Source organism: Pseudomonas sp. B329 (genome assembly GCF_023127835.1).
Classification (GTDB): Bacteria; Pseudomonadota; Gammaproteobacteria; order Pseudomonadales; family Pseudomonadaceae; genus Aquipseudomonas; species Aquipseudomonas synxantha_A.
In genome coordinates this window covers 76,085-100,591 of sequence record NZ_SPKP01000039.1, presented here as the reverse complement: position 1 = coordinate 100,591, position 24,507 = coordinate 76,085, and the positions used below count along the sequence as shown (strand labels likewise).

At 61.6% G+C, this 24,507-nt stretch carries 21 protein-coding genes; 11 read left to right on the top strand and 10 right to left on the bottom strand.

All coding sequences use genetic code 11. The features are described 5' to 3' along the window. Window positions 1-4: 4 nt before the first annotated feature. Together rpsP and ffh are read right to left on the bottom strand one after the other, a co-directional pair. Window positions 5-256 carry a 30S ribosomal protein S16 gene (gene rpsP / locus E4P00_RS18595; protein WP_003175899.1) on the bottom strand — a complete coding sequence of 84 codons (252 nt, stop codon included), beginning with the start codon at window positions 254-256 and terminating at the stop codon, window positions 5-7. Window positions 257-507: 251 nt separating this feature from the next. Then, entirely contained in the window at window positions 508-1,884 is a 1,377-nt protein-coding gene (gene ffh, locus E4P00_RS18590) for a signal recognition particle protein (protein ID WP_017139724.1), read from the bottom strand. A 241-nt stretch (window positions 1,885-2,125) separates the two neighbouring features. Between ffh and ccsA the strand changes: the two genes are divergently transcribed. The 3 genes from ccsA to E4P00_RS18575 all read left to right on the top strand — a co-directional run bounded on the left by ccsA (window position 2,126) and on the right by E4P00_RS18575 (window position 5,856). Further along, a complete protein-coding gene (ccsA, locus tag E4P00_RS18585) occupies window positions 2,126-2,929 on the top strand; it encodes a cytochrome c biogenesis protein CcsA (protein ID WP_019817239.1) in 804 nt (267 codons plus the stop codon). 12 nt (window positions 2,930-2,941) lie between these two features. Further along, window positions 2,942-4,180, top strand: a complete 1,239-nt coding sequence (locus E4P00_RS18580; protein WP_248132454.1) for a transporter associated domain-containing protein — start codon at window positions 2,942-2,944, stop codon at window positions 4,178-4,180. A gap of 365 nt (window positions 4,181-4,545) precedes the next feature. Beyond that, a complete protein-coding gene (locus tag E4P00_RS18575; RefSeq protein ID WP_005791128.1) occupies window positions 4,546-5,856 on the top strand; it encodes an MFS transporter in 1,311 nt (436 codons plus the stop codon). Window positions 5,857-5,951: 95 nt separating this feature from the next. Here the strand turns inward: E4P00_RS18575 and purT are convergent, their stop codons facing one another. The 5 genes from purT to E4P00_RS18550 form a co-directional block, all read right to left on the bottom strand. Beyond that, entirely contained in the window at window positions 5,952-7,133 is a 1,182-nt protein-coding gene (purT, locus tag E4P00_RS18570; protein WP_068967660.1) for a formate-dependent phosphoribosylglycinamide formyltransferase, read from the bottom strand. Between the two features lie 69 nt (window positions 7,134-7,202). Next, entirely contained in the window at window positions 7,203-7,670 is a 468-nt protein-coding gene (locus tag E4P00_RS18565) for a preQ0 transporter (RefSeq protein ID WP_078822237.1), read from the bottom strand. Window positions 7,671-7,821: 151 nt separating this feature from the next. Then, a complete protein-coding gene (locus E4P00_RS18560; RefSeq protein ID WP_078822238.1) occupies window positions 7,822-8,037 on the bottom strand; it encodes a DUF1289 domain-containing protein in 216 nt (71 codons plus the stop codon). After that, a complete protein-coding gene (locus E4P00_RS18555; RefSeq protein ID WP_078822239.1) occupies window positions 8,034-8,558 on the bottom strand; it encodes a gamma carbonic anhydrase family protein in 525 nt (174 codons plus the stop codon). The genes E4P00_RS18560 and E4P00_RS18555 overlap by 4 nt, the downstream gene beginning before the upstream one ends. Before the next feature lie 35 nt (window positions 8,559-8,593). Next, a complete protein-coding gene (locus E4P00_RS18550; RefSeq protein WP_078822240.1) occupies window positions 8,594-9,196 on the bottom strand; it encodes a CoA pyrophosphatase in 603 nt (200 codons plus the stop codon). Between the two features lie 147 nt (window positions 9,197-9,343). Between E4P00_RS18550 and E4P00_RS18545 the strand changes: the two genes are divergently transcribed. The 7 genes from E4P00_RS18545 to nagE all read left to right on the top strand — a co-directional run bounded on the left by E4P00_RS18545 (window position 9,344) and on the right by nagE (window position 17,839). Beyond that, window positions 9,344-9,892: an NUDIX hydrolase gene (locus E4P00_RS18545; RefSeq protein WP_148852654.1), complete on the top strand. Its 549-nt coding sequence runs from the start codon at window positions 9,344-9,346 to the stop codon at window positions 9,890-9,892. A gap of 37 nt (window positions 9,893-9,929) precedes the next feature. Next, window positions 9,930-10,433: a L,D-transpeptidase family protein gene (locus E4P00_RS18540; protein WP_103734891.1), complete on the top strand. Its 504-nt coding sequence runs from the start codon at window positions 9,930-9,932 to the stop codon at window positions 10,431-10,433. Between the two features lie 262 nt (window positions 10,434-10,695). Then, on the top strand, window positions 10,696-11,454 hold the full coding sequence (locus tag E4P00_RS18535) for a GntR family transcriptional regulator (protein WP_005791139.1): 759 nt from the start codon (window positions 10,696-10,698) through the stop codon (window positions 11,452-11,454). Between the two features lie 10 nt (window positions 11,455-11,464). Further along, window positions 11,465-12,571, top strand: a complete 1,107-nt coding sequence (gene nagA, locus E4P00_RS18530) for an N-acetylglucosamine-6-phosphate deacetylase (protein ID WP_216092065.1) — start codon at window positions 11,465-11,467, stop codon at window positions 12,569-12,571. Further along, window positions 12,552-13,574 (top strand): SIS domain-containing protein, encoded by a 1,023-nt coding sequence (locus E4P00_RS18525; RefSeq protein WP_248132452.1) that lies wholly within the window; start codon window positions 12,552-12,554, stop codon window positions 13,572-13,574. The genes nagA and E4P00_RS18525 overlap by 20 nt, the downstream gene beginning before the upstream one ends. Window positions 13,575-13,604: 30 nt before the next feature. Then, window positions 13,605-16,115: a phosphoenolpyruvate--protein phosphotransferase gene (gene ptsP / locus E4P00_RS18520; protein WP_248132470.1), complete on the top strand. Its 2,511-nt coding sequence runs from the start codon at window positions 13,605-13,607 to the stop codon at window positions 16,113-16,115. Between the two features lie 26 nt (window positions 16,116-16,141). Continuing rightward, window positions 16,142-17,839, top strand: a complete 1,698-nt coding sequence (gene nagE / locus E4P00_RS18515; RefSeq protein ID WP_248132450.1) for an N-acetylglucosamine-specific PTS transporter subunit IIBC — start codon at window positions 16,142-16,144, stop codon at window positions 17,837-17,839. Window positions 17,840-17,903: 64 nt separating this feature from the next. Here the strand turns inward: nagE and E4P00_RS18510 are convergent, their stop codons facing one another. The 3 genes from E4P00_RS18510 to purL all read right to left on the bottom strand — a co-directional run bounded on the left by E4P00_RS18510 (window position 17,904) and on the right by purL (window position 22,719). Continuing rightward, window positions 17,904-18,197: a DUF6124 family protein gene (locus E4P00_RS18510; RefSeq protein WP_248130152.1), complete on the bottom strand. Its 294-nt coding sequence runs from the start codon at window positions 18,195-18,197 to the stop codon at window positions 17,904-17,906. A gap of 309 nt (window positions 18,198-18,506) precedes the next feature. Then, window positions 18,507-18,818 (bottom strand): NIF3 1, encoded by a 312-nt coding sequence (locus E4P00_RS18505; protein ID WP_003193986.1) that lies wholly within the window; start codon window positions 18,816-18,818, stop codon window positions 18,507-18,509. Between the two features lie 4 nt (window positions 18,819-18,822). After that, window positions 18,823-22,719: a phosphoribosylformylglycinamidine synthase gene (gene purL, locus E4P00_RS18500; RefSeq protein WP_005791147.1), complete on the bottom strand. Its 3,897-nt coding sequence runs from the start codon at window positions 22,717-22,719 to the stop codon at window positions 18,823-18,825. A gap of 286 nt (window positions 22,720-23,005) precedes the next feature. Between purL and mltF the strand changes: the two genes are divergently transcribed. Next, window positions 23,006-24,466, top strand: a complete 1,461-nt coding sequence (gene mltF / locus E4P00_RS18495; RefSeq protein ID WP_005791148.1) for a membrane-bound lytic murein transglycosylase MltF — start codon at window positions 23,006-23,008, stop codon at window positions 24,464-24,466. The last annotated feature ends 41 nt before the right edge of the window (window positions 24,467-24,507 follow it).

The window sequence follows — 24,507 nt, the reverse complement described above, 5'->3', positions numbered from 1 at the left end:
TTGCTCAGGCTGCGGCCTTAGCCGAGTCCTTCAACAGTTTTGCAACGCGCTCGGATGGCTGTGCGCCAACGCTCAGCCAGTAGGCTACGCGCTCTTGGTTCACGGACAGACGAACTTCTTGACCACGAGCAACAGGGTTGAAGAAACCAACCTGTTCCTTGTGCGAACCGTCACGCGGGTTGCGGCTGTCGGTTACGGTCAAGTGGTAAAACGGGCGCTTTTTGGAGCCGCCAAGGGCAAGACGGATTGTTAGCATGTGAACATCGTTCCTGTAGTCGGTGCTGCAAATCTAAATGCACAGCGGGCATAGGTGCCCGAAAGGCCGCATATTCTAAGGAATATCCGGACTTTTGCAAATGTCTTTTTCTGGCGCCTATCAGCGTGCCATTCAGATCTGCTATAGAGCCGTCGGTTAAAACGGCGAGTCAGCCCCCGCCAACGGCGGGTTTGCTGGAGATCCCACATCCCTGTGGGTCGGAGCAGGAGCTGGGCTCCCGCTCGAATACTTTACATTTTCGGCATGCCGCCGCCGGGCAACATACCGCCCATGCCGCGCATCATCTTGGCCATCCCGCCTTTGGCGGAGAATTTCTTCATCATCTTCTGCATCTGCTTGTGCTGCTTGATCAAGCGACCGATGTCCTGCACCTGGGTGCCGGAACCCATGGCGATCCGGCGTTTGCGCGAACCGCTGATCAGCTCAGGGTCGCGGCGCTCGGCCGGGGTCATGGAGTTGATGATGGCTTCCATCTGCTTGAACTGCTTCTCTGCCGCGCCTTGGGCATTGCCCATTTGCGCCAGGTTCACACCGCCGATGTTGGGCAGCTTGTCCATCAGGCCGCCGAGGCCGCCCATGTTCTTCATCTGTTGCAACTGGTCACGGAAGTCTTCGAGGTCGAAGCCCTTGCCCTTCTTCAGCTTCTTGGCCAGCTTGTCGGCCTTGTCCTTGTCGAGCGTGGCTTCGGCCTGTTCGATCAGGCTGAGCACGTCACCCATGCCGAGGATACGCGAGGCGATACGCTCAGGGTGGAACGGCTCGAGCGCGTCGCTCTTCTCACCCATACCGATGAACTTGATCGGCTTGCCAGTGATGGCACGTACCGACAGCGCGGCACCGCCGCGGGCGTCGCCGTCGACCTTGGTGAGGATCACGCCGGTCAGCGGCAGTGCGTCACCAAAGGCCTTGGCAGTGTTGGCCGCATCCTGGCCGGTCATGGCGTCGACCACAAACAGCGTCTCGACCGGATTGATCGCGGCATGCAGCGCCTTGATCTCGCCCATCATCTCTTCGTCGATGTGCAGGCGACCGGCGGTATCGACGATGACCACGTCGATGAACTTGAGCTTGGCTTCTTTAATAGCGGCGTTGGCGATGTCGACCGGCTTCTGGCTCAGGTCGGACGGGAAGAAGGTCACGCCTACTTCGCCAGCGAGCATTTCCAACTGCTTGATGGCCGCCGGACGGTACACGTCGGCCGACACCACCATCACGGATTTCTTCTTGCGCTCTTTAAGGAAGCGCGCCAACTTGCCGGCGGTGGTGGTCTTACCCGCACCTTGCAGACCGGCCATCAATACGACGGCTGGCGGCACGGCGCTGAGGTTCAAGTCTTCGTTGGCCGCGCCCATCAGGCTTTCGAGTTCGGCCTGGACGACCTTCACGAAGGCCTGGCCCGGGGTCAGGCTGCGGGACACTTCGGTGCCGACCGCGCGCTCTTTGACCGAGTTGACGAAATCCTTCACCACCGGCAAGGCCACGTCGGCTTCCAGCAACGCCATGCGCACTTCACGCAGGGTGTCTTTAATATTGTCCTCGGTCAGCTTGGCCTTGCCGGTAACGTGGCGCAGCGTCTGCGAGAGACGGTCAGTCAAGTTTTCAAACATGCGCGATCCTTTCAGGCCCTACTCATCGAAATGCAGGTAGACCGAGGTAATGGCGGCCCAGGCTGTGGTCAATCGCTATTAAAAACAGCGCTCGCCGAGCCTGCGGCGTGGGCAGGTCGCGGATTATAGCGAAGACTGCGCCCATGCACACCCGCTGTCTGGCCCGGGAGTCTTTCTTGCAACGCAGGTGTGTGCCAAACTCAACGCCTTTCGGGCTTGCCTACCAGGATTTATGCTCCCCTTGTCACCCAGTTTGCTACCCAGCCTCGCCGCCGCCATTCTGTATGCCGCTGCGACTCTCTATCAGGGCACTCGTCTGGCCCAAGGCGCCAAAGCGGACAAACGTCTGCTCGTCGGCCTTGGCGTGCTGGCCCTGCTGGCCCATGCCGCCAGCCTGTTCACTCACCTGATGACGCCGGTGGGCCTGGGCCTGGACTTTTTCAGCGCCGCCAGCCTGATCGCCGCGGCCGTCATCGCACTGACGTTGCTGGCCTGCTACCGGATTCCGGTGGAGAACCTGCTGGTGCTGCTATTCCCCCTCGGAATGCTGACGGTGCTGCTGGCGCAGTTCACCCCCACTGGCACCGTACAGGTGATCGACGAGGAGCCGGGCATCCTCGCCCACATCCTGCTGTCGATCCTCGCCTACGGCATGTTCACCATCGCGGTGTTCCAGGCCCTGCTCCTGTTGCTGCAGGATCACCAGCTCAAGCACAAGCACCCCTCAGGGCTGATCAAGAACTTCCCGCCGCTGCAAACCATGGAAAGCCTGCTGTTCGGATTCCTGTGGGCCGGTTGGACCCTGCTGTCGCTGTCGCTGATTTCCGGCTGGCTGTTCGTCGAGAACCTGTTCGCCCAGCACCTGGTGCACAAGACCCTGCTGGCGTGCCTGGCCTGGGTGGTGTTCAGCGTGCTGCTGTGGGGCCGCAACCGCCTCGGCTGGCGTGGGCACAAGGCAATACGTTGGACCCTGGCCGGGTTCTGCCTGCTGATGCTGGCCTATTTCGGCAGCAAGCTGGTTCGCGAATACATCCTGCATATCTGACGGGCAGCGATCATGGATAACTTGCCTTTGGAGCCGATGCTCGCCGTCATTGCCTTGCTGATTTTATGGGCGGCGCTGTTTACCGCCATCGAAGCAGCACAACAGCATCTGTTGGCCCTGCGCCCCGGTACCCGCCAGGGCGATAAGGCTGCCGCACGCCTGAGCTTCCCGCGCCATAGCCTGATTCTGTGCAACAGCCTGTGCCGCGCCGCCGTGGTGATCCTTTGCACGCTGCTGGCAATCTATGCCTGGGCGCAGAACGGCCCATGGCTGGGTTGGCTGGTCTCTTGTGCACTGCTGCTGATTCTCGCCGACTACCTGCCTCGCATCCTGGCCACCCGCCATCCGCAAGCGGTGTTGGGTTTCGGTAACGCCCTGCTGGGCGTGCCGCTGAAAATCCTCTACCCGCTGGCCTGGCTGCTCAACGGCATCAGCCTGTTGCTGCTGCGCCCGTTCGCGCGCAAGTCCGGTGTGGTGAAAAACAGCGATGAGCCGCTGCCGGACCATGACGACCAAGCCCCGCCCGAGGCCGACGAAGACCGCGCGCCCGGTATGCCCGGCATCCACGCGCTGGATAACATCACCGTCAACGACATCCTGGTGCCCCGCAGTGAAGTGGACGGCATCAACCTGGATGACTCGATCGACGAGATCATCGAGCAGCTGCGCAGTTCCCAACGCACGCGCCTGCCGGTGTTCCACAGTGATATCAACCAGGTCGAAGCGGTGCTCAACACGCGCCAGGTCCAGCACCTGCTCCCCGACGCCAGCCTGACCAAAGAGGCGCTGCTCGCTGCCTGTCACGAACCCTATTTCGTTCCGGAAAGCACACCATTGCAGCTGCAACTGCTGAATTTTCACAAGCAGCAACGGCGCCTGGGCATGGTGGTGGACGAATACGGCGAAGTGCTGGGCATCGTTACCCTGGAAGATATCCTGGAAGAAATCGTCGGCGAGTTCGAAAGCGATCAGGCTGTGGATAACCCCCACATCGAGGCCCAGCCCGATGGCCGCTACATCATTGACGGCGCCGCTTCGATCCGCGAACTGAACAAAAGCCTGGGCTGGCACCTGCCCAGCGACGGCCCCAAGACCCTCAACGGCCTGGTGACCGAAGCGCTGGAAACCATCCCCGATTGCGCGGTGTGCCTGAAGATCGGCCGCTATCGCCTGGAAATCCTCGAAACCGAGGACAACCGGGTGAGCAAGGTGTTGATCTGGCATACCAGCCATGTGCCCGTCGCTGCCTGACCTCAGCAGGCTCAACCCGGTCAATGTGGGAGCTGGCTTGCCTGCGATGCAGGCGACTCGGTCCTTCAGTTGAACCGAGGTGATGCTATCGCAGGCAAGCCAGCTCCCACATTGATCCAGTTCCAGGCCATAGATCCTCACCAGCCCCTTGTTGGATCCTTAGCCCCCTTCCTATAATCCATCCGGCTTACCCAAGCCCCGCCCGACCGCGTGCTACCCGCACTCAGCGTGTCCAGGCACCGCTTTATCATGTCCGACCGGTGTTTGCTCCCATCCCGAGCCGCCCCGCGCACAACCCTGATCCATGGGTGTTCGACCAATAATAATCCGCGTCCAAACGCGCAATGACCGTCAGGGATACTGCCATGAGCACCACCTACCAAGAGGCTGCGACCGCCGCCCCGACCAATTCGACCGCCCGCGTCGCCACGGCGAGCATCGTCGGCACCGCCATCGAGTTCTACGACTTCTATATCTACGCCACGGCTGCTGCGCTGGTCATCGGCCCGGTGTTCTTTCCCCAGAGCTCCGGTACGGCGCAGATGCTGGCGTCGTTCCTGACCTTTGGCATCGCCTTTATCGCACGCCCGCTGGGGTCGGCGCTGTTCGGCCATTTCGGCGACCGAATCGGGCGCAAATCCACTCTGGTGGCCTCGCTGCTGTTGATGGGTGTGTGCACCACCTTGATCGGCTTGCTGCCCGGCTATGACAGCATCGGCGCCTGGGCACCGATTCTGTTGTGCGTATTACGCTTCGGCCAGGGCCTGGGCCTTGGCGGGGAATGGGGCGGCGCGGCATTGCTGGCGACCGAGAACGCGCCCAAGGGCAAGCGCGCCTGGTTTGGCATGTTTCCGCAATTGGGCCCATCGATTGGCTTTCTGGCGGCCAACGGTTTATTCCTGATCCTGGCCATGAGCCTGAATGACGAGCAGTTCCGTAGCTGGGGCTGGCGTATTCCGTTCATTCTCAGCGCCGCACTGGTGATGGTGGGCCTGTATGCACGCCTGAAGCTGCATGAAACCCCAGTATTCGCCAACTCCGTAGCCAAAGAAGCACCGGTGAAGGTGCCACTGGTGGAACTGTTCAGCCAACATTGGCTGCCGGTGCTGCTGGGCGCTGCGTCGATGGTGGTGTGCTACGCGCTGTTCTACATCACCACGGCGTTTTCCCTGAGCTACGGCGTTTCCACACTGGGCTACAGCCGCGAGACGTTCCTCGGCTTACTGTGCTTTGCCGTGCTGTTCATGGGCTTGGCGACGCCGCTGGCAGCGCTGGCCAGTGATCGTTATGGACGTAAGCCGGTGCTGATCGTTGGGGCGATCCTGGCGATTCTCTCGGGCTTTACCATGGAGCCACTGCTGACCCACGGCTCGACCTGGGCCGTGGCGCTGTTCCTGGCGTTGGAGCTGTTCTTGATGGGCGTGACCTTCGCGCCGATGGGCGCCCTGCTGCCGGAGTTGTTCCCGACGCGTGTGCGTTATACCGGTGCTTCGGCGGCGTATAACCTGGGTGGGATTGTCGGGGCGTCTGCAGCACCGTTCTTCGCGACCAAGCTGGTGGCGATGGGTGGGCTCAGTTATGTCGGTGGGTATGTGTCGGCGGCAGCGTTGCTGAGTTTGATTGCGGTGCTGTGCCTGAAAGAGACGCGGGATAATGATTTGAACAAGGTCGCCTGATAAACCGCTATCGGGAGCAAGCCCCCTCCCACATTCGACCGCATTCCAAAGGTTATACGCGGTTAAATGTGGGAGGGGGCTTGCTCCCGATGCTTTTAGAGCTCTACAACAACCGCTTGGGAGGCCCGGGTCGCCTTGGCACGAGCCGCTTCAATCGACTCATCCCGCGCCAACGCCACACCCATGCGGCGCTGGCCGTTGACCTCTGGCTTGCCAAACAGACGCAACGCCGTGTCCGGCTCGCTCAATGCAACGCCGAGGTTGGCAAACGCCGTCTGGGTCGACTGCCCTTCCACCAGGATCACCGCCGATGCCGAAGGCCCGAACTGACGGATCAACGGGATCGGCAAGCCCAGGATGGCGCGAGCGTGCAGCGCGAACTGCGACAGGTCCTGAGAAATCAGTGTGACCAAACCGGTGTCATGTGGGCGCGGCGACACTTCGCTGAACCACACCTGATCGCCCTTGATGAACAACTCCACACCAAACAGACCACGGCCGCCCAGGGCTTCGGTTACCGCCTTGGCAACGCGCTCGGATTCGGCCAGGGCGATCGGGCTCATGGCCTGTGGCTGCCAGGACTCCTGATAGTCGCCCTTCTCCTGACGATGGCCAACCGGCGCGCAGAAGGTGGTGCCGCCAATGTGGCGCACGGTCAGCAGAGTGATTTCGTAGTCGAAATCGATAAAGCCTTCGATGATGACTCGACCCTTACCGGCACGCCCGCCTTCCTGCGCGTAATCCCAGGCTTTCTGCACGTCATCAGTGCTGCGCAACAGGCTCTGGCCCTTGCCCGACGAACTCATCACCGGCTTGACCACGCAGGGGAAGCCCAGGTCCTGGACGGCCTTGCTGTAGTCTTCGAAGGTGTCCGCGAAGTGGTACGGCGAGGTCGGCAGGTCCAGTTCTTCGGCGGCCAGGCGACGGATGCCCTCACGGTTCATGGTCAACGACGTGGCGCGGGCGGTCGGGATAACCGTGAAGCCTTCAGCCTCCAGTTCCACCAGAGTGGCGGTGGCGATGGCTTCGATTTCCGGCACGATGAAGTGCGGCTTCTCCGCCTCGATGACTGCACGCAGCGCCGCACCGTCGAGCATGTTGATCACGTGGCTACGGTGCGCCACCTGCATGGCCGGCGCGTTGGCGTAGCGATCCACGGCAATCACTTCAACGCCCAGGCGTTGCAGTTCGATCACCACTTCCTTGCCCAGCTCACCGCAGCCACACAGCAAAACGCGGGTCGCGGTTGGCGACAATGGAGTTCCGATTCGGGTCATCTCAGGTCCTCAGGGGAGCGGATCATGGGGAGAAAGGCCGGCATTTTACATGAACTGCAAGAATTGGCCTCAGTTGGCGACGGCACGCTTGCGCAGGCGCCAAGCCATGATCAACCACACCACCGTGACCCCGGCGAACTTCGACACCAGCGCCGTGCCCGCCACCGCCGGTGTGAGCGCACCGATCAAGCCGAAGAAAATAAAGGTGTCGAGGGGAATGCTCAGTGCCGAACTTATCCACAGGCGATCATGCAGCGGGCGTTTGGTGATGCTGAACACCAGCCAGTCGATGCACTCGGACACCGCGAACGCCGTAGCACTGGCCAGGGCGATGGACGGGTCGGAAGTGATATACGACAGCACCAGCGCCGCCAGCATGGCGATGATCGCGCCGTGGCCGAAGCGGGTTTGCACCATGTCGCGAAGGATAAATACCAGGCCACCCCAGGCGGACCAGATGACATCCAGGTGCGGGGCGGTGGAGAAGGCGAAGTTGATCAGCACGACGCTGCTGATGTAGGCGATCAGGAAAAACATGGATGAATGACCTGTGAACAAGGGACACAGGGTACTTCACAATTAGACATATGTCGTCTGGGAGGGCTTCATCGGGGGCAAGCCCCCTCCCACATTTTGATCTGTGAACACATTCAAGTGTGGGAGGGGGCTTGCTCCCGATAGCAATCGATCAGGCACCCGAGCTTTTGGGCGTCATCCATACCAACCCACCCGCCACCGCCCGCTCATGACACAACCCCAACACCACCCGGCGTTCGGCATTATCCATGCGGCCCCAACGCGTAATCTCGTCCACGTTGCGCTGGCAGCCGGTACAGATATCGTCCTCGTCCAGCGCGCAAATATTCACACAGGGCGAGGCTACAGGCCGTTCAACTGCACTCATTCTTCCTGCTCAACCAAGTCTCGGGCATAGCGCTGCGAATTGTGCACATAGTGCGCGGCGCTGGCTTCGAGCATACGTTTCTGCGCCTCAGTCAGCTCACGTACCACCTTGCCCGGCGAGCCCATGACCAGCGAGCCATCGGGAATTTCCTTGCCTTCACCGATCAGCGAGTTCGCGCCGATAATGCAGTGCTTGCCAATCTTGGCGCCATTGAGAACCACCGCGTTAATGCCGATCAGGCTGTAGTCGTCGACGCTGCAGCCGTGCAGCATGGCGTTATGGCCGATGGTCACGCCGGTGCCGAGGGTAAGCGGGTAGCCCATGTCGGTGTGCATTACGCTGCCGTCCTGCACGTTGCTGTTCTTGCCGATCAGGATCAGTTCGTTATCGCCGCGCAACACCGCGTTGAACCAGACGTTGGCGCCCTCCTCCAGCTGGACCTTGCCCACCAGCGTGGCATTGGGTGCGACCCAACTGTTGGGATGGGTCTCGACGCGGGCATCGCCCAGGCGGTATTTCATGGTTTTCCCTCACGGCTTGCCATTCATGCGATGGCTTAGATATTGATAAAACTCTTGGGCGGCTGGTGCAGGCTGATCTTGGCATCGTCATAGAGCAGGTTGATCAGCTCGACAATCATGATCGCCGTCAGCCCCCAGATCTTGTATTCGCCGAAGCGGTAGCTGGGCACATACCAACTTCGGCCCTGGTAATCGATGCGGTGGGTATGTTCGCGTGGGTCCTGTCGGAAAAACTCCAGGGGCACACTGAAGACGGCGGCGATTTCGGCGTCGTTGGCCAGGTATTCGACGTAGTCAGGGATCACGCCCACATAGGGCGTTACACGGATGCCGTGCAGGGAAATCAGCGGGCTCAACGGGCCTATGACCTCAACCAGCCCCGGCGGCAGGCCGATTTCTTCTTCGGCTTCGCGCAAGGCGGTAAAGATCAGGTCCGGGTCTTCAGGGTCACGCCGCCCACCAGGAAAGGCCACTTCGCCACCATGGGTCGACAGGCCGCTGGCGCGCAGAGTCAGGATCAGCTCAGGTTCGTCAGTGCGGGTAATCGGCACCAGCACTGCGGCCTCGGGGAAACGCCCGTCAGTTTCCAAGGTGTGAGGGGTGTGATTGCTTACCCGGCGAAGTAGCTCGTCCAGCATGAGTCATCTCGGTCTGTTGGCTACCTTGCATCATGCACCAAAGCGTGCGGGCGCCCAAGCCCAAAACCCGGTGCATGTCGCGAAACGACAACTTGCAGGAACGCCCGGCACCAAGCCAAGATGTGCCCATTCTCCAGGAACCCCAGCATGAATTTCTGCAGCCAGTGCGGTAAACCGGTTACCCAACGTATTCCCGAAGGCGACGCACGCCTGCGTTTTGTGTGTGATCACTGTTCGACCATTCACTATCAAAACCCCAATATCGTCGCCGGCACCGTACCGGTGTGGGGCGATCAAGTGCTGCTGTGCCGCCGTGCCATCGAACCGCGCCTGGGTTACTGGACCCTGCCCGCAGGCTTTATGGAAAACGGCGAGACCGTGGAACAGGCGGCCATGCGTGAAACCCTGGAAGAAGCCTGCGCCCGCGTGCGCAACCTGAGCATCTATACCCTGATCAATGTGTCGCACATCAGCCAGGTGCATATTTTCTACCGCGCCGAGCTGATCGACCTGGACTTTGCCGCAGGCCCGGAAAGCCTTGAAGTGAAGCTGTTCGATGAAGCTGATATCCCTTGGTCCGAGCTGGCTTTCCGCACGGTCGGGCGTACCTTAGAATGCTTTTTCGCTGACCGTCGCCAACAGGTGTACCCGGTGCGCAGCGAGTCGGTCCCGCCGATGACACGCCCAACCAAATAACCTTCCAGGCAGCACCTTTATCAGGGATACCGTTTCAATGCGTTGGTTGCTTGCTCTTATCTGCCTGTCGTTTGCCACGCTGTCCCCAGCCTCTACGGTGGAAACTCTCGGCGGTAAAACCGTCGAAAAAGTCCTGGTACTCAAGTCCGCGCACCAACTGCAACTGATCAACGACGGCAAGCCCCTCAAAACCTATCGCATTTCCCTGGGCAAGAACCCCAAGGGCCACAAGCTGATCGAAGGCGACCGCCGTACCCCCGAGGGTTTCTACTGGATCGACTGGCGCAAGACCAGCGACCGCTTCAACCTGGCCATGCACATCTCCTACCCGAACATCAGCGACGCCGCCCGCGCCCGCCGCGAAGGGGTAAAACCGGGCAGCATGATCATGATCCACGGCACGCCCGACACCGAAGACTACCCGGAACAGTGGTTTCACACCCTGGACTGGACCGACGGCTGCATCGGCATGCGCAACGTGGACATGCGCGAAGTCTGGAGCCTGGTCAAAGACGGCACCATGATCGAGATTCGGCCGTAATCTCGTACCGTTCGTAAATTAATTCGAAAATAATTCCTGCCTCCAGCAGCGCCTGCCGGTGAATACCAGTTCACCGCGCGGGACAGTGCACTTGTGCGCGACACAAAGACCTCTCTAATACCACTTGATACCAAGCCCCATTAAAGAGCCCTGAAACCGGGGCTTGCACCGTTTTGGTAGCATTGACATGGTATTTAAGTGGTATTAATTTCCGGCCATTACCGGGCGACAACACTCCAATAACGCATCGGAAACCTGACAGATGAATCCCATCCTGGCCCTGCGCCCCGACGACAAGCAATCCACGCCGCTGTACCTGCAACTGGCTCGCAGCCTTGAAGCCGCGATCCATGCCGGCCAGTGGAAATCCGAGCAGGCCCTGCCCTCGGAGCGTGCGCTCAGCGAGCAGTTGAGCATCTCGCGGGTCACTGCCCGTAAAGCGCTGGAAGTGTTGCTTGCCCAGGGCCTGATCCGCCGCAGCCAGGGCTCCGGCACCTTTATCACGCCGCGCCTGGAACAACCCTTGTCGCGCTTGTCGGGGTTCAGCGAAATGCTGCGGCTCAAGGGCTTTGTGCCCACCTCCCAGTGGCTGGAGCGCGACATAACCCCGCCGACCCACGAAGAGCTGATCCGCCTGTGCCTGTCACCCACCGACAAAGTGGCGCGCCTCAAGCGTCTGCGCAAAGCCGATGACACGGTGATGGCGATTGAAATGACCGCCATGCCCGCCTCGGTGTTGCCGCACCCGCAAGCCATCGGCAATTCGCTGTACGAATACCTGGAAGGCATCGGCAAGCCCATCGTGCGCGCCCTGCAGCATATCCAGGCGATCAACGCCTCGGACGAGTTCGCCAAGCTGGTGGGCATCGCCCCCGGCACCGCCATGCTGCTGATGACCCGCGTGGGCTACACCGCCGACAACACGCCGATTGAAATCACCGACACCTACTGTCGCAACGACTACTACGACTTTGTCGCAGAGCTGCGCCGTCATGACTACTCCGCCGAATTGCGAATTTAGAGAACTGCCCATGTCAGAAGACAATATCCTCACGCCCAACGGCTGGATGCGCGGCCGCCTGGTGCACGAACACGGCAAGGTGGTTGCCATCGAAGGCACGCCTTGCGACCCGGCTGACAACGACCTGCCCTACCTGCTGCCAGGCTTTATCGACCTGCATGTACACGGCGGTGGCGGTGCCGACATCATGGAAGGGGCGCAGGCCTTCGAGACCATTACCCGCACCCACGTGCGTTTTGGGACCACCTCGCTATTGGCGACCACCATGACGGCGCCGGTGGAAGAAATCACCAGCGTCCTCGGTGAACTCGGCAGGTTCTGCGAGCAACGCCCGACAGGCAGCGCCCGGGTACTGGGCGTGCACCTGGAAGGCCCCTACATCAACCCGGGCAAACTCGGCGCCCAACCCAACTTCGCCCACACCGCATTGATGGCCGAAGTCGAAGACTACCTGCGCCTGGCGCCGATCCGAGTGATCACCATCGCCCCGGAAATCGCCGGCCACGACGGCCTGATCCGCGCCCTCAGCCAACGCGGCGTGCGCATGCAGATCGGCCACACCCTGGGCAGTTATGAAGAAGGCGTAGCCGCCCTCGCCGCCGGCGCCACCAGCTTTACCCATTTGTACAACGCCATGAGCCCACTGCATCACCGTGAGCCCGGCATCGTCGGCGCCGCGCTGGCCCACGCCCAATACGCCGAGCTGATTCCGGATCTGCTCCATGTGCATCCCGGTGCCATGCGCGTGGCCCTGCGCTCGATCCCATGCCTGTACTGCGTGACCGACTCCACCGCCGCCGCCGGTATGCCCGATGGCGAATACAAGCTGGGCAGCCACACCGTGACCAAATGCCTGGGTGGCGTACGCCTGGCCGACGGCACCCTGGCCGGCAGCACGCTGACCATGGACCAGGCGCTGCGCAACCTGGTGAAAATCGGCCTGCCCATCAGCGAAGCCTCACAACGCCTGTCGCAATTTCCTGCGGACTACCTGGGCCTGGAAGAACGCGGCCGCCTGCAACCCGGCAGCTATGCCGACTGCGTGCGCCTGGACCGCTCCCTGACACTCACCGACGTAATGGTCGAAGGAGAAACCATTGACTTCAAAAATGCTTGAAGAGGCCCTGGCCTCCTGCGACGCCGTTGCGGCACAACTGCAACGCCTGAATCCGCTGCTGGAAGAAGTGGCCGGTCGCCTGCGTCGCCAGCCGCCGCAAGTGGCGATGACCATTGCCCGCGGCAGCTCCGACCACGCCGCCAGCTACTTCGCCTACCTGGCCATGCAGCATGTGGGCATCCCGGTGGCGTCGTTGCCGATGTCGGTGGTGACCCTGTTGCAGGCGCCGATGAAAGTCAGCGGCCAGGTGGCGTTTGGGTTCTCCCAGTCGGGGCAGAGCCCGGACCTGGTCAACAGCCTGCGACTGCTGCGCAAGCGCGGCGCCCTGAGCATCTCGCTGGTGAACGCCGAAGACTCGCCGCTGGAAGCCGCCTGTGAATTCCATGTGCCGTTGTGCGCCGGCCCGGAACAAAGCGTGGCCGCGACCAAGAGCTTTATCGCCACCCTCAGCGCCAGCGCGCAATTGATCGGCCACTGGAACCAGGAAACCGAGTTGCTCCAAGCCTGCCAGGCGCTGCCCGACGGTTTGCGTGAAGCCGCCAAGCAGGATTGGACCCAAGCTATCGATGCCCTGCGCGACTGCCAGCAATTAATGGTGATCGGCCGTGGCGCCGGGTTTGCCATCGCCCAGGAAGCCGCGCTCAAGCTCAAGGAAACCTCGGCGATCCAGGCCGAAGCCTTCAGCAGCGCCGAGGTACGCCACGGGCCGATGGCCTTGATCGACGAAAACTACCCGCTACTGGTGTTCGCCCCACGCGGCGCCGAGCAGCCCGGCCTGTTGAGCCTGGCCGCCGATATGCGCCAACGCGGCGCCCGCGTGCTGCTGGCCGCACCGGACGATATCGCCGAACGCGACCTGACCCTTAGTCGCGCCGAACACCCGAGCCTGGACCCGATCCTGGCGATCCAGAGCTTCTACGTGATGGCCTCAGGCTTGGCTGAGGCACGGGGCATGGACCCGGACCAGCCGCGCCACCTGAGCAAAGTCACCCGTACGCACTAAAGCGGCGTTTTCCTGATGAGTACCGTGCCCATGCCCAACAACAATAATCCATTGACCTTAAGCGCCCCCTTGAGTGGGCCGGTGCTGGCCCTGAACAGCGTCCCCGACGAAGTGTTCGCCAGCGGCGCCATGGGTGACGGGATTGCCATCGACCCGTTGAACGATTGCCTGCATGCGCCCTGTGACGGCGTGATCATCCATGTCGCCCGCACCGGTCATGCATTGACCATCCGCGCCGACAACGGTGCCGAAGTGCTGATGCACGTGGGCATCGACACCGTGGAGCTCAATGGCGAAGGCTTTGCCTTGCTGGTGAAGGATGGCGCACGGGTGAGCGAGGGCCAGCCGTTGGTGCAGTTTGACCTGGACCGCATAGCGCGCCAGTGCAAAAGCCTGGTGAGCCTGATCATCCTGACCAACAGTGACCGCTTCGAACTGCAACCCATCGCGAGCAAGACCGTGAAGCTCGGTGAATCACTGATGCGGATTGCCCTGCGCACATCCGCGCCGGTTCAAACCGCTGTGGATAACTCGGTCGCGCAAGTGAGCGCCACGGTGCGCATCACCCACCGTGGCGGCTTGCATGCGCGCCCTGCCGCGCTGATCCGCAAGACTGCCCAGGGCTTCAGCAGCCAATCGCAGCTGCACTTCGGTGATAAGACCGCGGCTTGCGACAGCCTGATCGGCCTGATGGGGCTGGGTATTGGCGAAGGTGACGAGGTACGGGTGACCTCTCGCGGCAAAGATTGCGAGGCGGCGTTGCAGGCCCTGGTCGCCGCGTTGTCGGTGGCGGTTCACGAGGAACACCACGCACCAGTCGCCGCCACGCCACGCCGGGCGAATACCGAAGCCAATGTGCTGCAAGGCGTATGCGCGGCACCCGGTCTGGTATGTGGGCCATTGTTCCGCCTGACGGGCATCGAACTGCCGCAAGACAGCGGCAATCATAGCGTCGACGAACAACTGCAACGCCTGGATGCCGCCCTTGAGCAAGTGCGCGGCGAAATCCGCAATACGCTGGACCAAGCGCGCCAACGCAAAAACGTCGAAGAAGAAGAGATCTTTGCCGCCCACCTCGCCCTGCTGGAAGACCCGGCATTACTCGACGCAGCCACCGCTGCCATCGAACAAGGCAGCGCCGCCACCCACGCCTGGCGTGATGCGATCCAGGCCCAATGCGCCGTGCTGCTGGCGTTGGGCAAACCACTGTTTGCCGAGCGCGCCAATGACCTGCGAGACCTTCAACAACGGGTGCTGCGTGCGTTGCTGGGTGAAGCCTGGCATTTCGAATTGCCGGCGGGGGCGATTGTCAGTGCCCATGAGCTGACACCTTCGGACTTGCTGCAACTGAGCGCGCAACACGCCGCTGGCATCTGCATGGCCGAAGGCGGTGCGACCTCCCATGTGGCGATTTTGGCCCGGGGCAAAGGCCTGCCGTGTCTCGTCGCCCTGGGCAATGAAGTGCTTGATGTGCCCCAAGGCCAACGGGTAGTGCTCGATGCCGCCAACGGCCGCCTGGAACTGGCCCCCAGTGAAGCGCGCCACGCCGAAGTTCACCAGATTCGCGAAACACAGAAATTACGACGCCAGCAACAACAGGCCCAAGCCCGGCAACCGGCACTCACCACCGACGGCGTGACGGTTGAAGTCGCGGCGAATGTCGCCTCCAGCGCCGAAGCCCAAATGGCGTTTGACAACGGCGCCGATGGCGTCGGCCTGCTGCGCACTGAATTTCTGTTCGTCGACCGCCGTACCGCGCCGGATGAGCAGGAGCAACGCCAGGCTTATCAGGCCGTGCTGGATGCCATGGGTGACAAGTCGGTGATCATCCGCACCATCGATGTGGGGGGCGACAAGCAGCTCGATTACCTGCCGCTGCCCGTCGAGGCGAACCCGGTGCTGGGCCTGCGCGGTATTCGCATGGCCCAGGTGCGCCCGGAACTGCTCGACCAGCAACTGCGCGCTCTGCTGCAAGTTTCGCCGCTGGCGCGTTGCCGCATTCTGCTGCCGATGGTCAGCGAGGTGGATGAACTGCTGCAGATTCGCCAGCGCCTGGATGAACTGTGCGTGGAGCTGGAGCTGACGCAGCGCCCCGAGCTGGGCGTGATGATCGAAGTGCCCGCCGCCGCGCTGATGGCCGAGCAGTTGGCCGAACACGCGGACTTTTTATCCATCGGCACCAATGACCTGTCCCAGTACACCCTGGCGATGGACCGCGACCACGCAGGCTTGGCCGCCCGCGTTGATGCGCTGCATCCTGCCTTGCTGCGGCTGATCGCCCAAACCTGCACCGGTGCGGCGAAACACGGGCGTTGGGTCGGCGTGTGCGGTGCCTTGGCGTCTGACCCACTGGCCACGCCAGTACTGGTCGGCCTGGGGGTCAGTGAGCTGTCGGTAAGCCCGCCGCAGATCGGCGAAATCAAGGACCGCGTCCGCCACCTGGACGCGGCGCAATGCCGGCAACTGAGCCTTGAGCTGCTCGACCTGAGCAGTGCCAAGGCCGTTCGCCAAGCCTGTCAACACCACTGGCCGCTGAGCTGAAAACAACAAGAATAGGGAGACACGCCATGTACCAACACTTTATCGAAGGCCTGCAACGCCTGGGCCGCGCACTGATGCTGCCGATTGCGATCCTGCCAATCGCCGGCTTGCTGCTGCGCCTGGGCGACACCGACTTGCTCAACATCGCGGTGATGCACGATGCCGGGCAGGCGATCTTCGCCAACCTGGCGCTGATCTTCGCCATCGGCATCGCCGTGGGCTTTGCCCGCGACAACAACGGCACCGCCGGCCTGGCCGGGGCGATTGGCTACCTGGTGATGATCTCGACCCTCAAGGTGATGGATACCACCATCAACATGGGCATGCTCGCCGGTATCGCCAGTGGCCTGATGGCGGGCGGGCTGTATAACCGCTTCAAGGACATCAAGCTGCCGGAGTACCTGGCGTTCTTTGGTGGGCGACGGTTTGTACCGATTGTCACCGGTTTTTCGGCGGTGGGCCTGGGCGTGATCTTCGGTCTGATCTGGCCGCCGATCCAGCACGGCATCAACAGCTTTGGCGTGTTGTTGATGGAAAGCGGCAGCCTGGGTGCGTTCGTGTTTGGCGTGTTCAACCGCCTGCTGATCGTCACTGGCTTGCACCATATCCTCAACAATATGGCGTGGTTCGTGTTCGGCACGTTTACCGACCCGGCAACCGGCGCGGTGGTGACCGGCGACCTGACCCGCTACTTTGCCGGCGACCCCAAAGGCGGCCAGTTCATGACCGGCATGTTCCCGGTGATGCTGTTCGGCCTGCCGGCTGCGTGCCTGGCGATGTACCGCAATGCGTTGCCAGAGCGCCGTAAAGTCATGGGCGGGATCTTTCTGTCGATGGCGCTGACTTCGTTTTTGACCGGGGTGACTGAACCGATTGAATTTGCGTTCATGTTCTTGGCACCGTTCCTGTACCTGATTCACGCGCTGCTCACCGGCCTGTCGATGGCAGTCACCAACATGCTGAACATCCACCTCGGGTTTACCTTCTCCGGTGGGTTTATCGACATGGTGCTGGGCTGGGGCAAGTCCACCAATGGCTGGCTGGTGGTGCCGGTGGGCCTGGCCTACGCGGTGATCTACTACAGCGTGTTCAGCTACTGCATCCGCCGCTTCAACCTGAAGACGCCGGGGCGTGAAGATATCCAGGTGGTGCAGGCTGAAGCGATGAGTGATAACCAGCGTGCTACGGCTTATATCCAGGCGTTGGGTGGTGCTGAGAACTTGCTGAGTGTGGGTGCATGCACCACGCGGCTGCGGTTGGACATGGTGGATCGCAACAAGGCGGTGGATGCTGAACTGAAAGCACTGGGCGCCATGGCTGTAGTGCGCCCGGGTAACGGCGGGAGTTTGCAGGTGGTGGTCGGGCCGATGGCCGATAGCATTGCTGATGAAATTCGTTTGGCCATGCCAGGGTTTGTTGCAGCGCCTGTAGCGGTTGCACCTGTGGATAAGCCCGTGACGGTGAATGTGCAGGAGGCCGAGCAATGGCTGAATGCGTTGGGTGGCCGAGGGAATTTGCGCCAGCTGGAAGCTGTGGCGATGACCCGGTTGCGGGTGGAGTTGGGGGATGATTCGCGCTTGTCTGAAGCTCAGCTCATTACACTTGGTTGCCAGGGTGTGAGTCAGCTTGAAAGCGGTGTTTGGCACTTGTTAATTGGTGACAAGGCCTCTGGCTTGGGTGAGGCGTTGGAGCGGTTGGTCAGTGAGGTCGGCGCCAGGGTTTAGAGCGGTAGTGGCTTTTCTGGCCTCATCGGGGGCTTGCTCCCGATTGGCCCTCACAGGCGCCTGATTACTTCTGCTCAGGCACCTCAACTAAATCCAGCACCCGATCCACCATCAACTGAATACCCTCCACCATCCGATGAATCCCCAGCACGGCATCACGCTGCGGACCGTCGACATCAAAAGCCAGATGACCCGCCAGTGCCTGCACGGATGCCAGGTCTTGGGAAGCATTGGCGAGCAGGGTTTCGATGTTCAGACTGGGTATTACGGTGAAGATCTGGTCGGACGGTAAATCACCAGCTTGGCGGGACTCGGCTTGAGATGAGATTGAACCAGTTAGCAAGTTGTCGCTGATCATCATTAAACTCCATATGGAATAGGCTCCTAGTGATTTTTCAGGCTTGCAGTCCCGGTCACTGAATTGGCAGCGACTCGAGAAGGTTAGTTGTGCGAGTTCCGACGGACAACCTGAAAGGCTTGTCGGAAAGGTCTGAGGCGCTTGCACCGACGCCATCGCAGGCAAGCCAGCTCCCACATGGGATTGATGTACGGTCTGACAACGGGGTCAAATGTGGGAGCTGGCTTGCCTGCGATTGGCACTTACAGCCAACAAAAAACCCGCTGACCAAACTGGCCCAGCGGGTTTCTTGTTTATGCAGCCAGCCGATCAAAAATCCGCCAACTGCCACACCTCATACGCTGGAGTCTCATACGGGTGGCTAAGTTTGAGAGCAGCCACAACAGCCACAATCAACTCATCCGCCACCACCAGCTCAACCTTCCATTCCTCAACCACTTCAACCTGGCCGACCTGCCCGATAAACGGCTGACTGCCGTCCAACGCGCGGAATTGGCCCTGGCCCAGCACTTGCCAGGCGCAGCTGTCGTAGTCGCCGATGCGCCCGCCGCCGGCTGCGAAGACGGCGGTTTTCACCGTCTCCACATGGCTGTCGGGCACGAAGAAGGCGAGCTTGTACACGGCCTTAGTTCACCCACACACGCGCGTTGCGGAACATGCGCATCCAGGCGCCGTCTTCGTTCCACTCTTCCGGGCGCCACGAGTTCTGCACGGCGCGGAATACGCGCTCCGGGTGCGGCATCATGATGGTCACGCGGCCGTCGCGGCTGGTGAGGCCGGTAATGCCGCGTGGCGAGCCGTTCGGGTTGGCCGGGTAGCTTTCGGTGACCTTGCCGTGGTTGTCGACGAAACGCAGGGCCACGGTGCCGGACAGGTCGGCTTCAAGCAGCGCTTCTTCGCTGGCGAACTCGGCATGGCCTTCACCGTGGGCGATGGCGATTGGCATACGCGAACCGGCCATGCCTTGCAGGAAGATCGAGTTGGACTCCTGCACCTGCACCATGGCGACACGGGCTTCGAACTGCTCGGAACGGTTGCGCACAAAGTGCGGCCAGAACTCGCTGCCCGGGATCAGTTCGCTGAGGTTGGACATCATCTGGCAACCGTTGCACACACCCAGGGTGAAGCTGTCGTTGCGTTCGAAGAAGCCCTGGAACGCGTCGCGAGCACGGCTGTTGAACAGGGCCGACTTGGCCCAGCCTTCACCGGCACCCAGCACGTCGCCGTAGGAGAAACCACCGCAGGCCACCAGGCCTTTGAACTCGTTGAGATCAACGCGACCGGCGAGGATATCGCTCATGTGCACGTCAATCGCATTGAAACCGGCGCGATCGAACGCCGCGGCCATTTCCACCTGACCGTTGACGCCCTGCTCACGCAGTACGGCAACCTGTGGGCGAATGCCCTTCTTGATGTAAGGCGCGGCGATGTCCTGGTTGACGTCGAAGCTGAGCATGGTGCTCAGGCCCGGGTTGTCTTCTTCCAGGATCACGTCGAATTCCTGCTCGGCGCAGTCGGCGTTGTCGCGCAGGCGCTGGATCTGGTAGCTGGTCTCGGCCCACTGGCGTTGCAGCAAGCGGCGCTGACCGGTAAAGACCGTGTCGCCGTTGAACGAGATATTGACTTCGCCGTTGTTGATCGGCTGGCCAATCACCGCCACGCATTCGGCAAGGCCGGCAGCGCTGAATTGTGCGAGTACGTCCGGAGTCGCGTCCTGGCGAACCTGGATCACGGCGCCCAACTCTTCGTTGAACAGGATGCCGTTGATTTCCGCAGCATCCTCGGCAACGCTGTCGAGCACGATATTCAGGCCGCAGTGACCGGCGAAGGCCATTTCGACAACGCTGGTCAGCAAACCACCGTCGGAACGGTCGTGGTACGCCAGCAGGTGGCCGTCGGCGTTGAGGCCCTGGATCACGGCGAAGAAGGCTTTCAGGTCTTCGGCGTCATCGACGTCCGGTGCCTGTTTGCCCAACTTGCCATGGGTCTGCGCCAGGATCGAGGCGCCCATGCGGTTCTGGCCACGGCCCAGGTCGATCAGGATCAGGTCGGTGGTGCCCTTGTCCATGCGCAGTTGCGGGGTCAGGGTCTGGCGGATGTCGGTGACCGGCGCAAAGCCGGTAACGATCAGCGACAGAGGCGAGGTCACGCTCTTATCGGTGCCATCTTCGTTCCAACGCGTGGCCATGGACATGGAGTCCTTGCCCACCGGAATGGTGATACCCAGTTCCGGGCACAGCTCCATGCCGACGGCTTTGACCGTGTCGTAGAGGCGCGCATCTTCACCCGGGTGGCCGGCAGCGGACATCCAGTTGGCCGACAGTTTGATGTCGGACAGCTTGCCGATACGCGAGGCGGCGATGTTGGTGAGGGTTTCACCAATGGCCATGCGGCCCGACGCCGGTGCGTCCAGCAGGGCCAGCGGCGTGCGCTCGCCCATGGCCATGGCTTCACCGGTATACACGTCGAAGCTGGTGGCGGTGACGGCAACGTCGGCCACCGGCACCTGCCATGGGCCAACCATTTGGTCACGGGCAACCAGGCCAGTGATGGTGCGGTCGCCGATGGTGATCAAAAAGCTTTTGCTCGCCACGGCCGGGTGGTGCAGCACGCGCTCAATGCTGTCGGCCAGCTCCAGCGTGCTTGGGTCGAAATCATCGCCCAGTTCGTTTTCACGTACCGCCGAACGGTGCATGCGCGGGGCTTTGCCCAGCAGCACTTCCAGCGGCATGTCTACCGGGCTGTTGCCGAAGTGGCTATCGGTAACCGTCAGCTGCGGCTCGGCAGTGGCTTCGCCGACCACGGCAAACGGGCAACGCTCACGTTCGCAGATGGCCTGGAAGCGTGCGAAGTCTTCAGGGCCGACGGCCAACACGTAACGTTCCTGGGATTCGTTGCTCCAGATTTCGTGCGGGGCCATGCCCGGCTCGTCGTTTGGAATGTTGCGCAGTTCGAAACGGCCACCGCGGTCGCCATCGTTGACCAGTTCCGGGAAGGCGTTGGACAAACCGCCGGCGCCGACGTCGTGGATGAAGCTGATCGGGTTCTTGTCGCCCAATTGCCAGCAACGGTCGATGACTTCCTGGCAGCGGCGTTCCATCTCAGGGTTTTCGCGCTGTACGGAAGCAAAGTCCAGGTCTGCCGAGCTGGTGCCGGTGGCCATGGAGGAAGCCGCGCCGCCGCCCAGGCCGATCAACATCGCCGGGCCGCCAAGCACGATCAGCTTGGAGCCGACCAGAATCTCGCCTTTCTTGACGTGTTCTTCGCGGATGTTGCCCATGCCGCCGGCCAACATGATCGGCTTGTGGTAACCGCGCACTTCATCGCCACGCGGGGTGGTGATGGATTGTTCGAAGGTACGGAAGTAACCGGTCAGCGCCGGACGCCCGAATTCGTTATTGAACGCGGCGCCGCCCAGGGGGCCTTCGATCATGATGTCCAGCGCGGTGACGATGCGCTCAGGCTTGCCGTACGGCACTTCCCACGGCTGTTCGAAGCCCGGGATCTGCAGGTTGGACACGGTAAAACCGGTGAGGCCCGCCTTGGGCTTGGCGCCACGGCCGGTGGCGCCTTCGTCACGGATTTCGCCGCCGGAACCGGTGGCTGCGCCCGGGAACGGGGCAATCGCGGTCGGGTGGTTGTGGGTTTCAACCTTCATCAGGATGTGCACCGGCTCCTGCACCGCGCCGTACTGGCGGGTTTCCGGGTCCGGGAAGAAGCGACCGGCGACGGAGCCGACGATGACCGAGGCGTTGTCCTTGTAAGCCGACAGAACGCCTTCGCTGTGCATCACGTAGGTGTTCTTGATCATGCCGAAGAGGCTTTTTTCCTGGCTTTGGCCGTCGATATCCCAACTGGCGTTGAAGATCTTGTGACGGCAGTGCTCGGAGTTGGCCTGGGCGAACATCATCAGTTCGATGTCGTGGGGGTTGCGCTTCAAGCCGGTGAAGGCGTTGACCAGGTAGTCGATCTCGTCTTCGGCCAGGGCCAGGCCCAGCTCGGTGTTGGCCTTCTCGAGGGCGGCGCGGCCGCCGCCGAGCACGTCAATCGCGGTCAGCGGCTTGGGCTCAGCGTGGCTGAACAGGCCGGCAGCCTGCTCCAGCTGGCTGACGATGATCTGGGTCATGCGGTCATGCAGGCTGCTGGCGATCAGCTCGGCTTCGGCATCGCTGAACTGGCCAGCGACGTAAAAGGCGATCCCACGCTCCAGGCGCTGGATTTTATCCAGGCCGCAGTTGCGGGCGATGTCACTGGCCTTGCTCGACCAGGGCGAGATGGTGCCGAACCGCGGCAGAACCAGGAACAAGCGGCCAGTCGGCTCTTGAACGGGAACGCTTGGGCCGTACTTCAGAAGGCGTGCCAGCACTTGCTGTTCGTCGGCGGTCAAGACGCCGGTAACGTCGGCGAAGTGAGCAAATTCAGCGTACAGGCCTGTAACAGCTGGAACCTTCTGGCTCAGTTGCTCAAGGAGTTTGCTGTGGCGAAAGGCAGAAAGGGCAGGAGCGCCGCGCAGGATCAACATCTTCGGGACAGCCTCGGGAAGGGGTGTGCTTTGAGGCCGTGCATTCTAGCGTAAACCTTCGCCAACGGCACCCGAAACGGCACCGGTGGCCGCTGCCGAACGTCAGTTGGCAGGGTTTGCACGGCATCGGCAGGAAATCCGCGGTGTCGAGGGCAGTTATTTTAACCGTCACAATGGCGCTCCAGGCCGCGTTTCTGCGGGCTGCAGCACAGTTTTAACCGCGCTAGCAGACAAGTGCAGCGCTGTCGAGATATGGCGCCACGGGCCGTTTGCGTATACTGCGCAGATGTTCTCCCCAACTGTTTTGCGCCCGCGATGGGTCAAATGGCTCATCGCCACCCTGCTCTTCCTGACGCTCAGTGCCTGTGTTGATAAGCCCAGCACGCTTGAGCGAATCAAGGAGGATGGCGTATTGCGGGTGGTCACCCGGAACAGTCCGGCCACGTATTTCCAGGACCGTAACGGTGAGACCGGGTTCGAATATGAACTGGTCAAGCGTTTTGCCGACGAGCTGGGCGTGAAGCTGGAGATCGAGACCGCCGACAACCTCGATGACCTGTTCGGTCAGCTGGGCAAACCCAACGGCCCGGTTCTGGCCGCCGCCGGTTTAGTCAGCAGCGAGCAGCGCCAGCAGCAGGTGCGTTTTTCCCACCCGTACCTGGAAGTGACCCCGCAGATCATCTATCGCAACGGCCAATCGCGCCCCACCAATGCAGCCGATCTGGCGGGCAAGAAGATCATGGTGCTCAAGGGCAGCACCCACGCCGAACAACTAGCGGCGCTGAAGAAACAGAATCCTGCAATCGAATACGAAGAGTCCGACGCCGTTGAAGTAGTCGACCTGCTGCGCATGGTCGACGAGGGGCAGATCGACCTGACCCTGGTGGACTCCAACGAAGTCGCCATGAACCAGGTGTACTTTCCCAATGTGCGCGTGGCGTTCGACCTCGGCAATGCCAGCAACCAAAGCTGGGCCGTGGCGGCAGGCGACGACAACAGCCTGCTCAACGAAATCAACAGCTACCTGGACAAGGTCGAGAAGAACGGCACGTTGCAGCGTCTGAAAGACCGCTATTACGGACATGTCGACGTACTCGGCTATGTGGGCGCCTATACCTTTGCCCAGCATCTGCAACAACGCCTGCCCAAGTACGAGAAGCACTTTCGTGCCTATGCCAAGGCAGAGAAAGTCGATTGGCGGCTGCTGGCAGCCATCGGCTACCAGGAATCGCTGTGGCAACCGACGGTCACCTCCAAGACCGGCGTGCGCGGCCTGATGATGCTGACCCAGAACACCGCTCAAGCCATGGGCGTGTCCAACCGCCTGGACCCCAAGCAGAGCATCATGGGCGGCGCCAAGTACCTGGCCAGGATCAAGGATGAGCTGGACGACAAGATCGCCGAGCCCGACCGCACCTGGTTTGCCCTCGCCGCCTATAACGTCGGCACCGGTCATCTGGACGATGCACGTATCCTGGCCAAGAAAGAAGGCCTGAACCCGAACAAGTGGCTGGACGTGAAGAAGATGCTGCCGCGCTTGTCGCAGAAGCAGTGGTACAGCAAGACCCGCTATGGTTATGCGCGTGGCGGGGAGCCGGTACATTTTGTAGCGAACATCCGGCGTTACTACGACATTCTTACCTGGGTGACCCAGCCGCAGCTGGAAGGCAACCAGGTGGTGGAAGGCAACCTGCATGTGCCGGGTGTGGACAAGACCAAGCCGCCGCAGGACAGCCCTCAACTCTGACCACGACAGCCCGCACACCGCAAATCCCTGTGGGAGCCGGG

Bases quoted from the DNA above. Each gene is read 5' to 3' on its own strand.
- rpsP (WP_003175899.1), bottom strand. From the start codon at position 256: ATGCTAACAATCCGTCTTGCCCTTGGCGGCTCCAAAAAGCGCCCGTTT.
- ffh (WP_017139724.1), bottom strand. From the start codon at position 1,884: ATGTTTGAAAACTTGACTGACCGTCTCTCGCAGACGCTGCGCCACGTT.
- E4P00_RS18580 (WP_248132454.1), top strand. From the start codon at position 2,942: ATGGATAACTTGCCTTTGGAGCCGATGCTCGCCGTCATTGCCTTGCTG.
- E4P00_RS18575 (WP_005791128.1), top strand. From the start codon at position 4,546: ATGAGCACCACCTACCAAGAGGCTGCGACCGCCGCCCCGACCAATTCG.
- purT (WP_068967660.1), bottom strand. From the start codon at position 7,133: ATGACCCGAATCGGAACTCCATTGTCGCCAACCGCGACCCGCGTTTTG.
- E4P00_RS18565 (WP_078822237.1), bottom strand. From the start codon at position 7,670: ATGTTTTTCCTGATCGCCTACATCAGCAGCGTCGTGCTGATCAACTTC.
- E4P00_RS18560 (WP_078822238.1), bottom strand. From the start codon at position 8,037: ATGAGTGCAGTTGAACGGCCTGTAGCCTCGCCCTGTGTGAATATTTGC.
- E4P00_RS18555 (WP_078822239.1), bottom strand. From the start codon at position 8,558: ATGAAATACCGCCTGGGCGATGCCCGCGTCGAGACCCATCCCAACAGT.
- E4P00_RS18550 (WP_078822240.1), bottom strand. From the start codon at position 9,196: ATGCTGGACGAGCTACTTCGCCGGGTAAGCAATCACACCCCTCACACC.
- E4P00_RS18545 (WP_148852654.1), top strand. From the start codon at position 9,344: ATGAATTTCTGCAGCCAGTGCGGTAAACCGGTTACCCAACGTATTCCC.
- E4P00_RS18540 (WP_103734891.1), top strand. From the start codon at position 9,930: ATGCGTTGGTTGCTTGCTCTTATCTGCCTGTCGTTTGCCACGCTGTCC.
- E4P00_RS18535 (WP_005791139.1), top strand. From the start codon at position 10,696: ATGAATCCCATCCTGGCCCTGCGCCCCGACGACAAGCAATCCACGCCG.
- nagA (WP_216092065.1), top strand. From the start codon at position 11,465: ATGTCAGAAGACAATATCCTCACGCCCAACGGCTGGATGCGCGGCCGC.
- ptsP (WP_248132470.1), top strand. From the start codon at position 13,605: ATGCCCAACAACAATAATCCATTGACCTTAAGCGCCCCCTTGAGTGGG.
- nagE (WP_248132450.1), top strand. From the start codon at position 16,142: ATGTACCAACACTTTATCGAAGGCCTGCAACGCCTGGGCCGCGCACTG.
- E4P00_RS18510 (WP_248130152.1), bottom strand. From the start codon at position 18,197: ATGATCAGCGACAACTTGCTAACTGGTTCAATCTCATCTCAAGCCGAG.
- purL (WP_005791147.1), bottom strand. From the start codon at position 22,719: ATGTTGATCCTGCGCGGCGCTCCTGCCCTTTCTGCCTTTCGCCACAGC.
- mltF (WP_005791148.1), top strand. From the start codon at position 23,006: ATGTTCTCCCCAACTGTTTTGCGCCCGCGATGGGTCAAATGGCTCATC.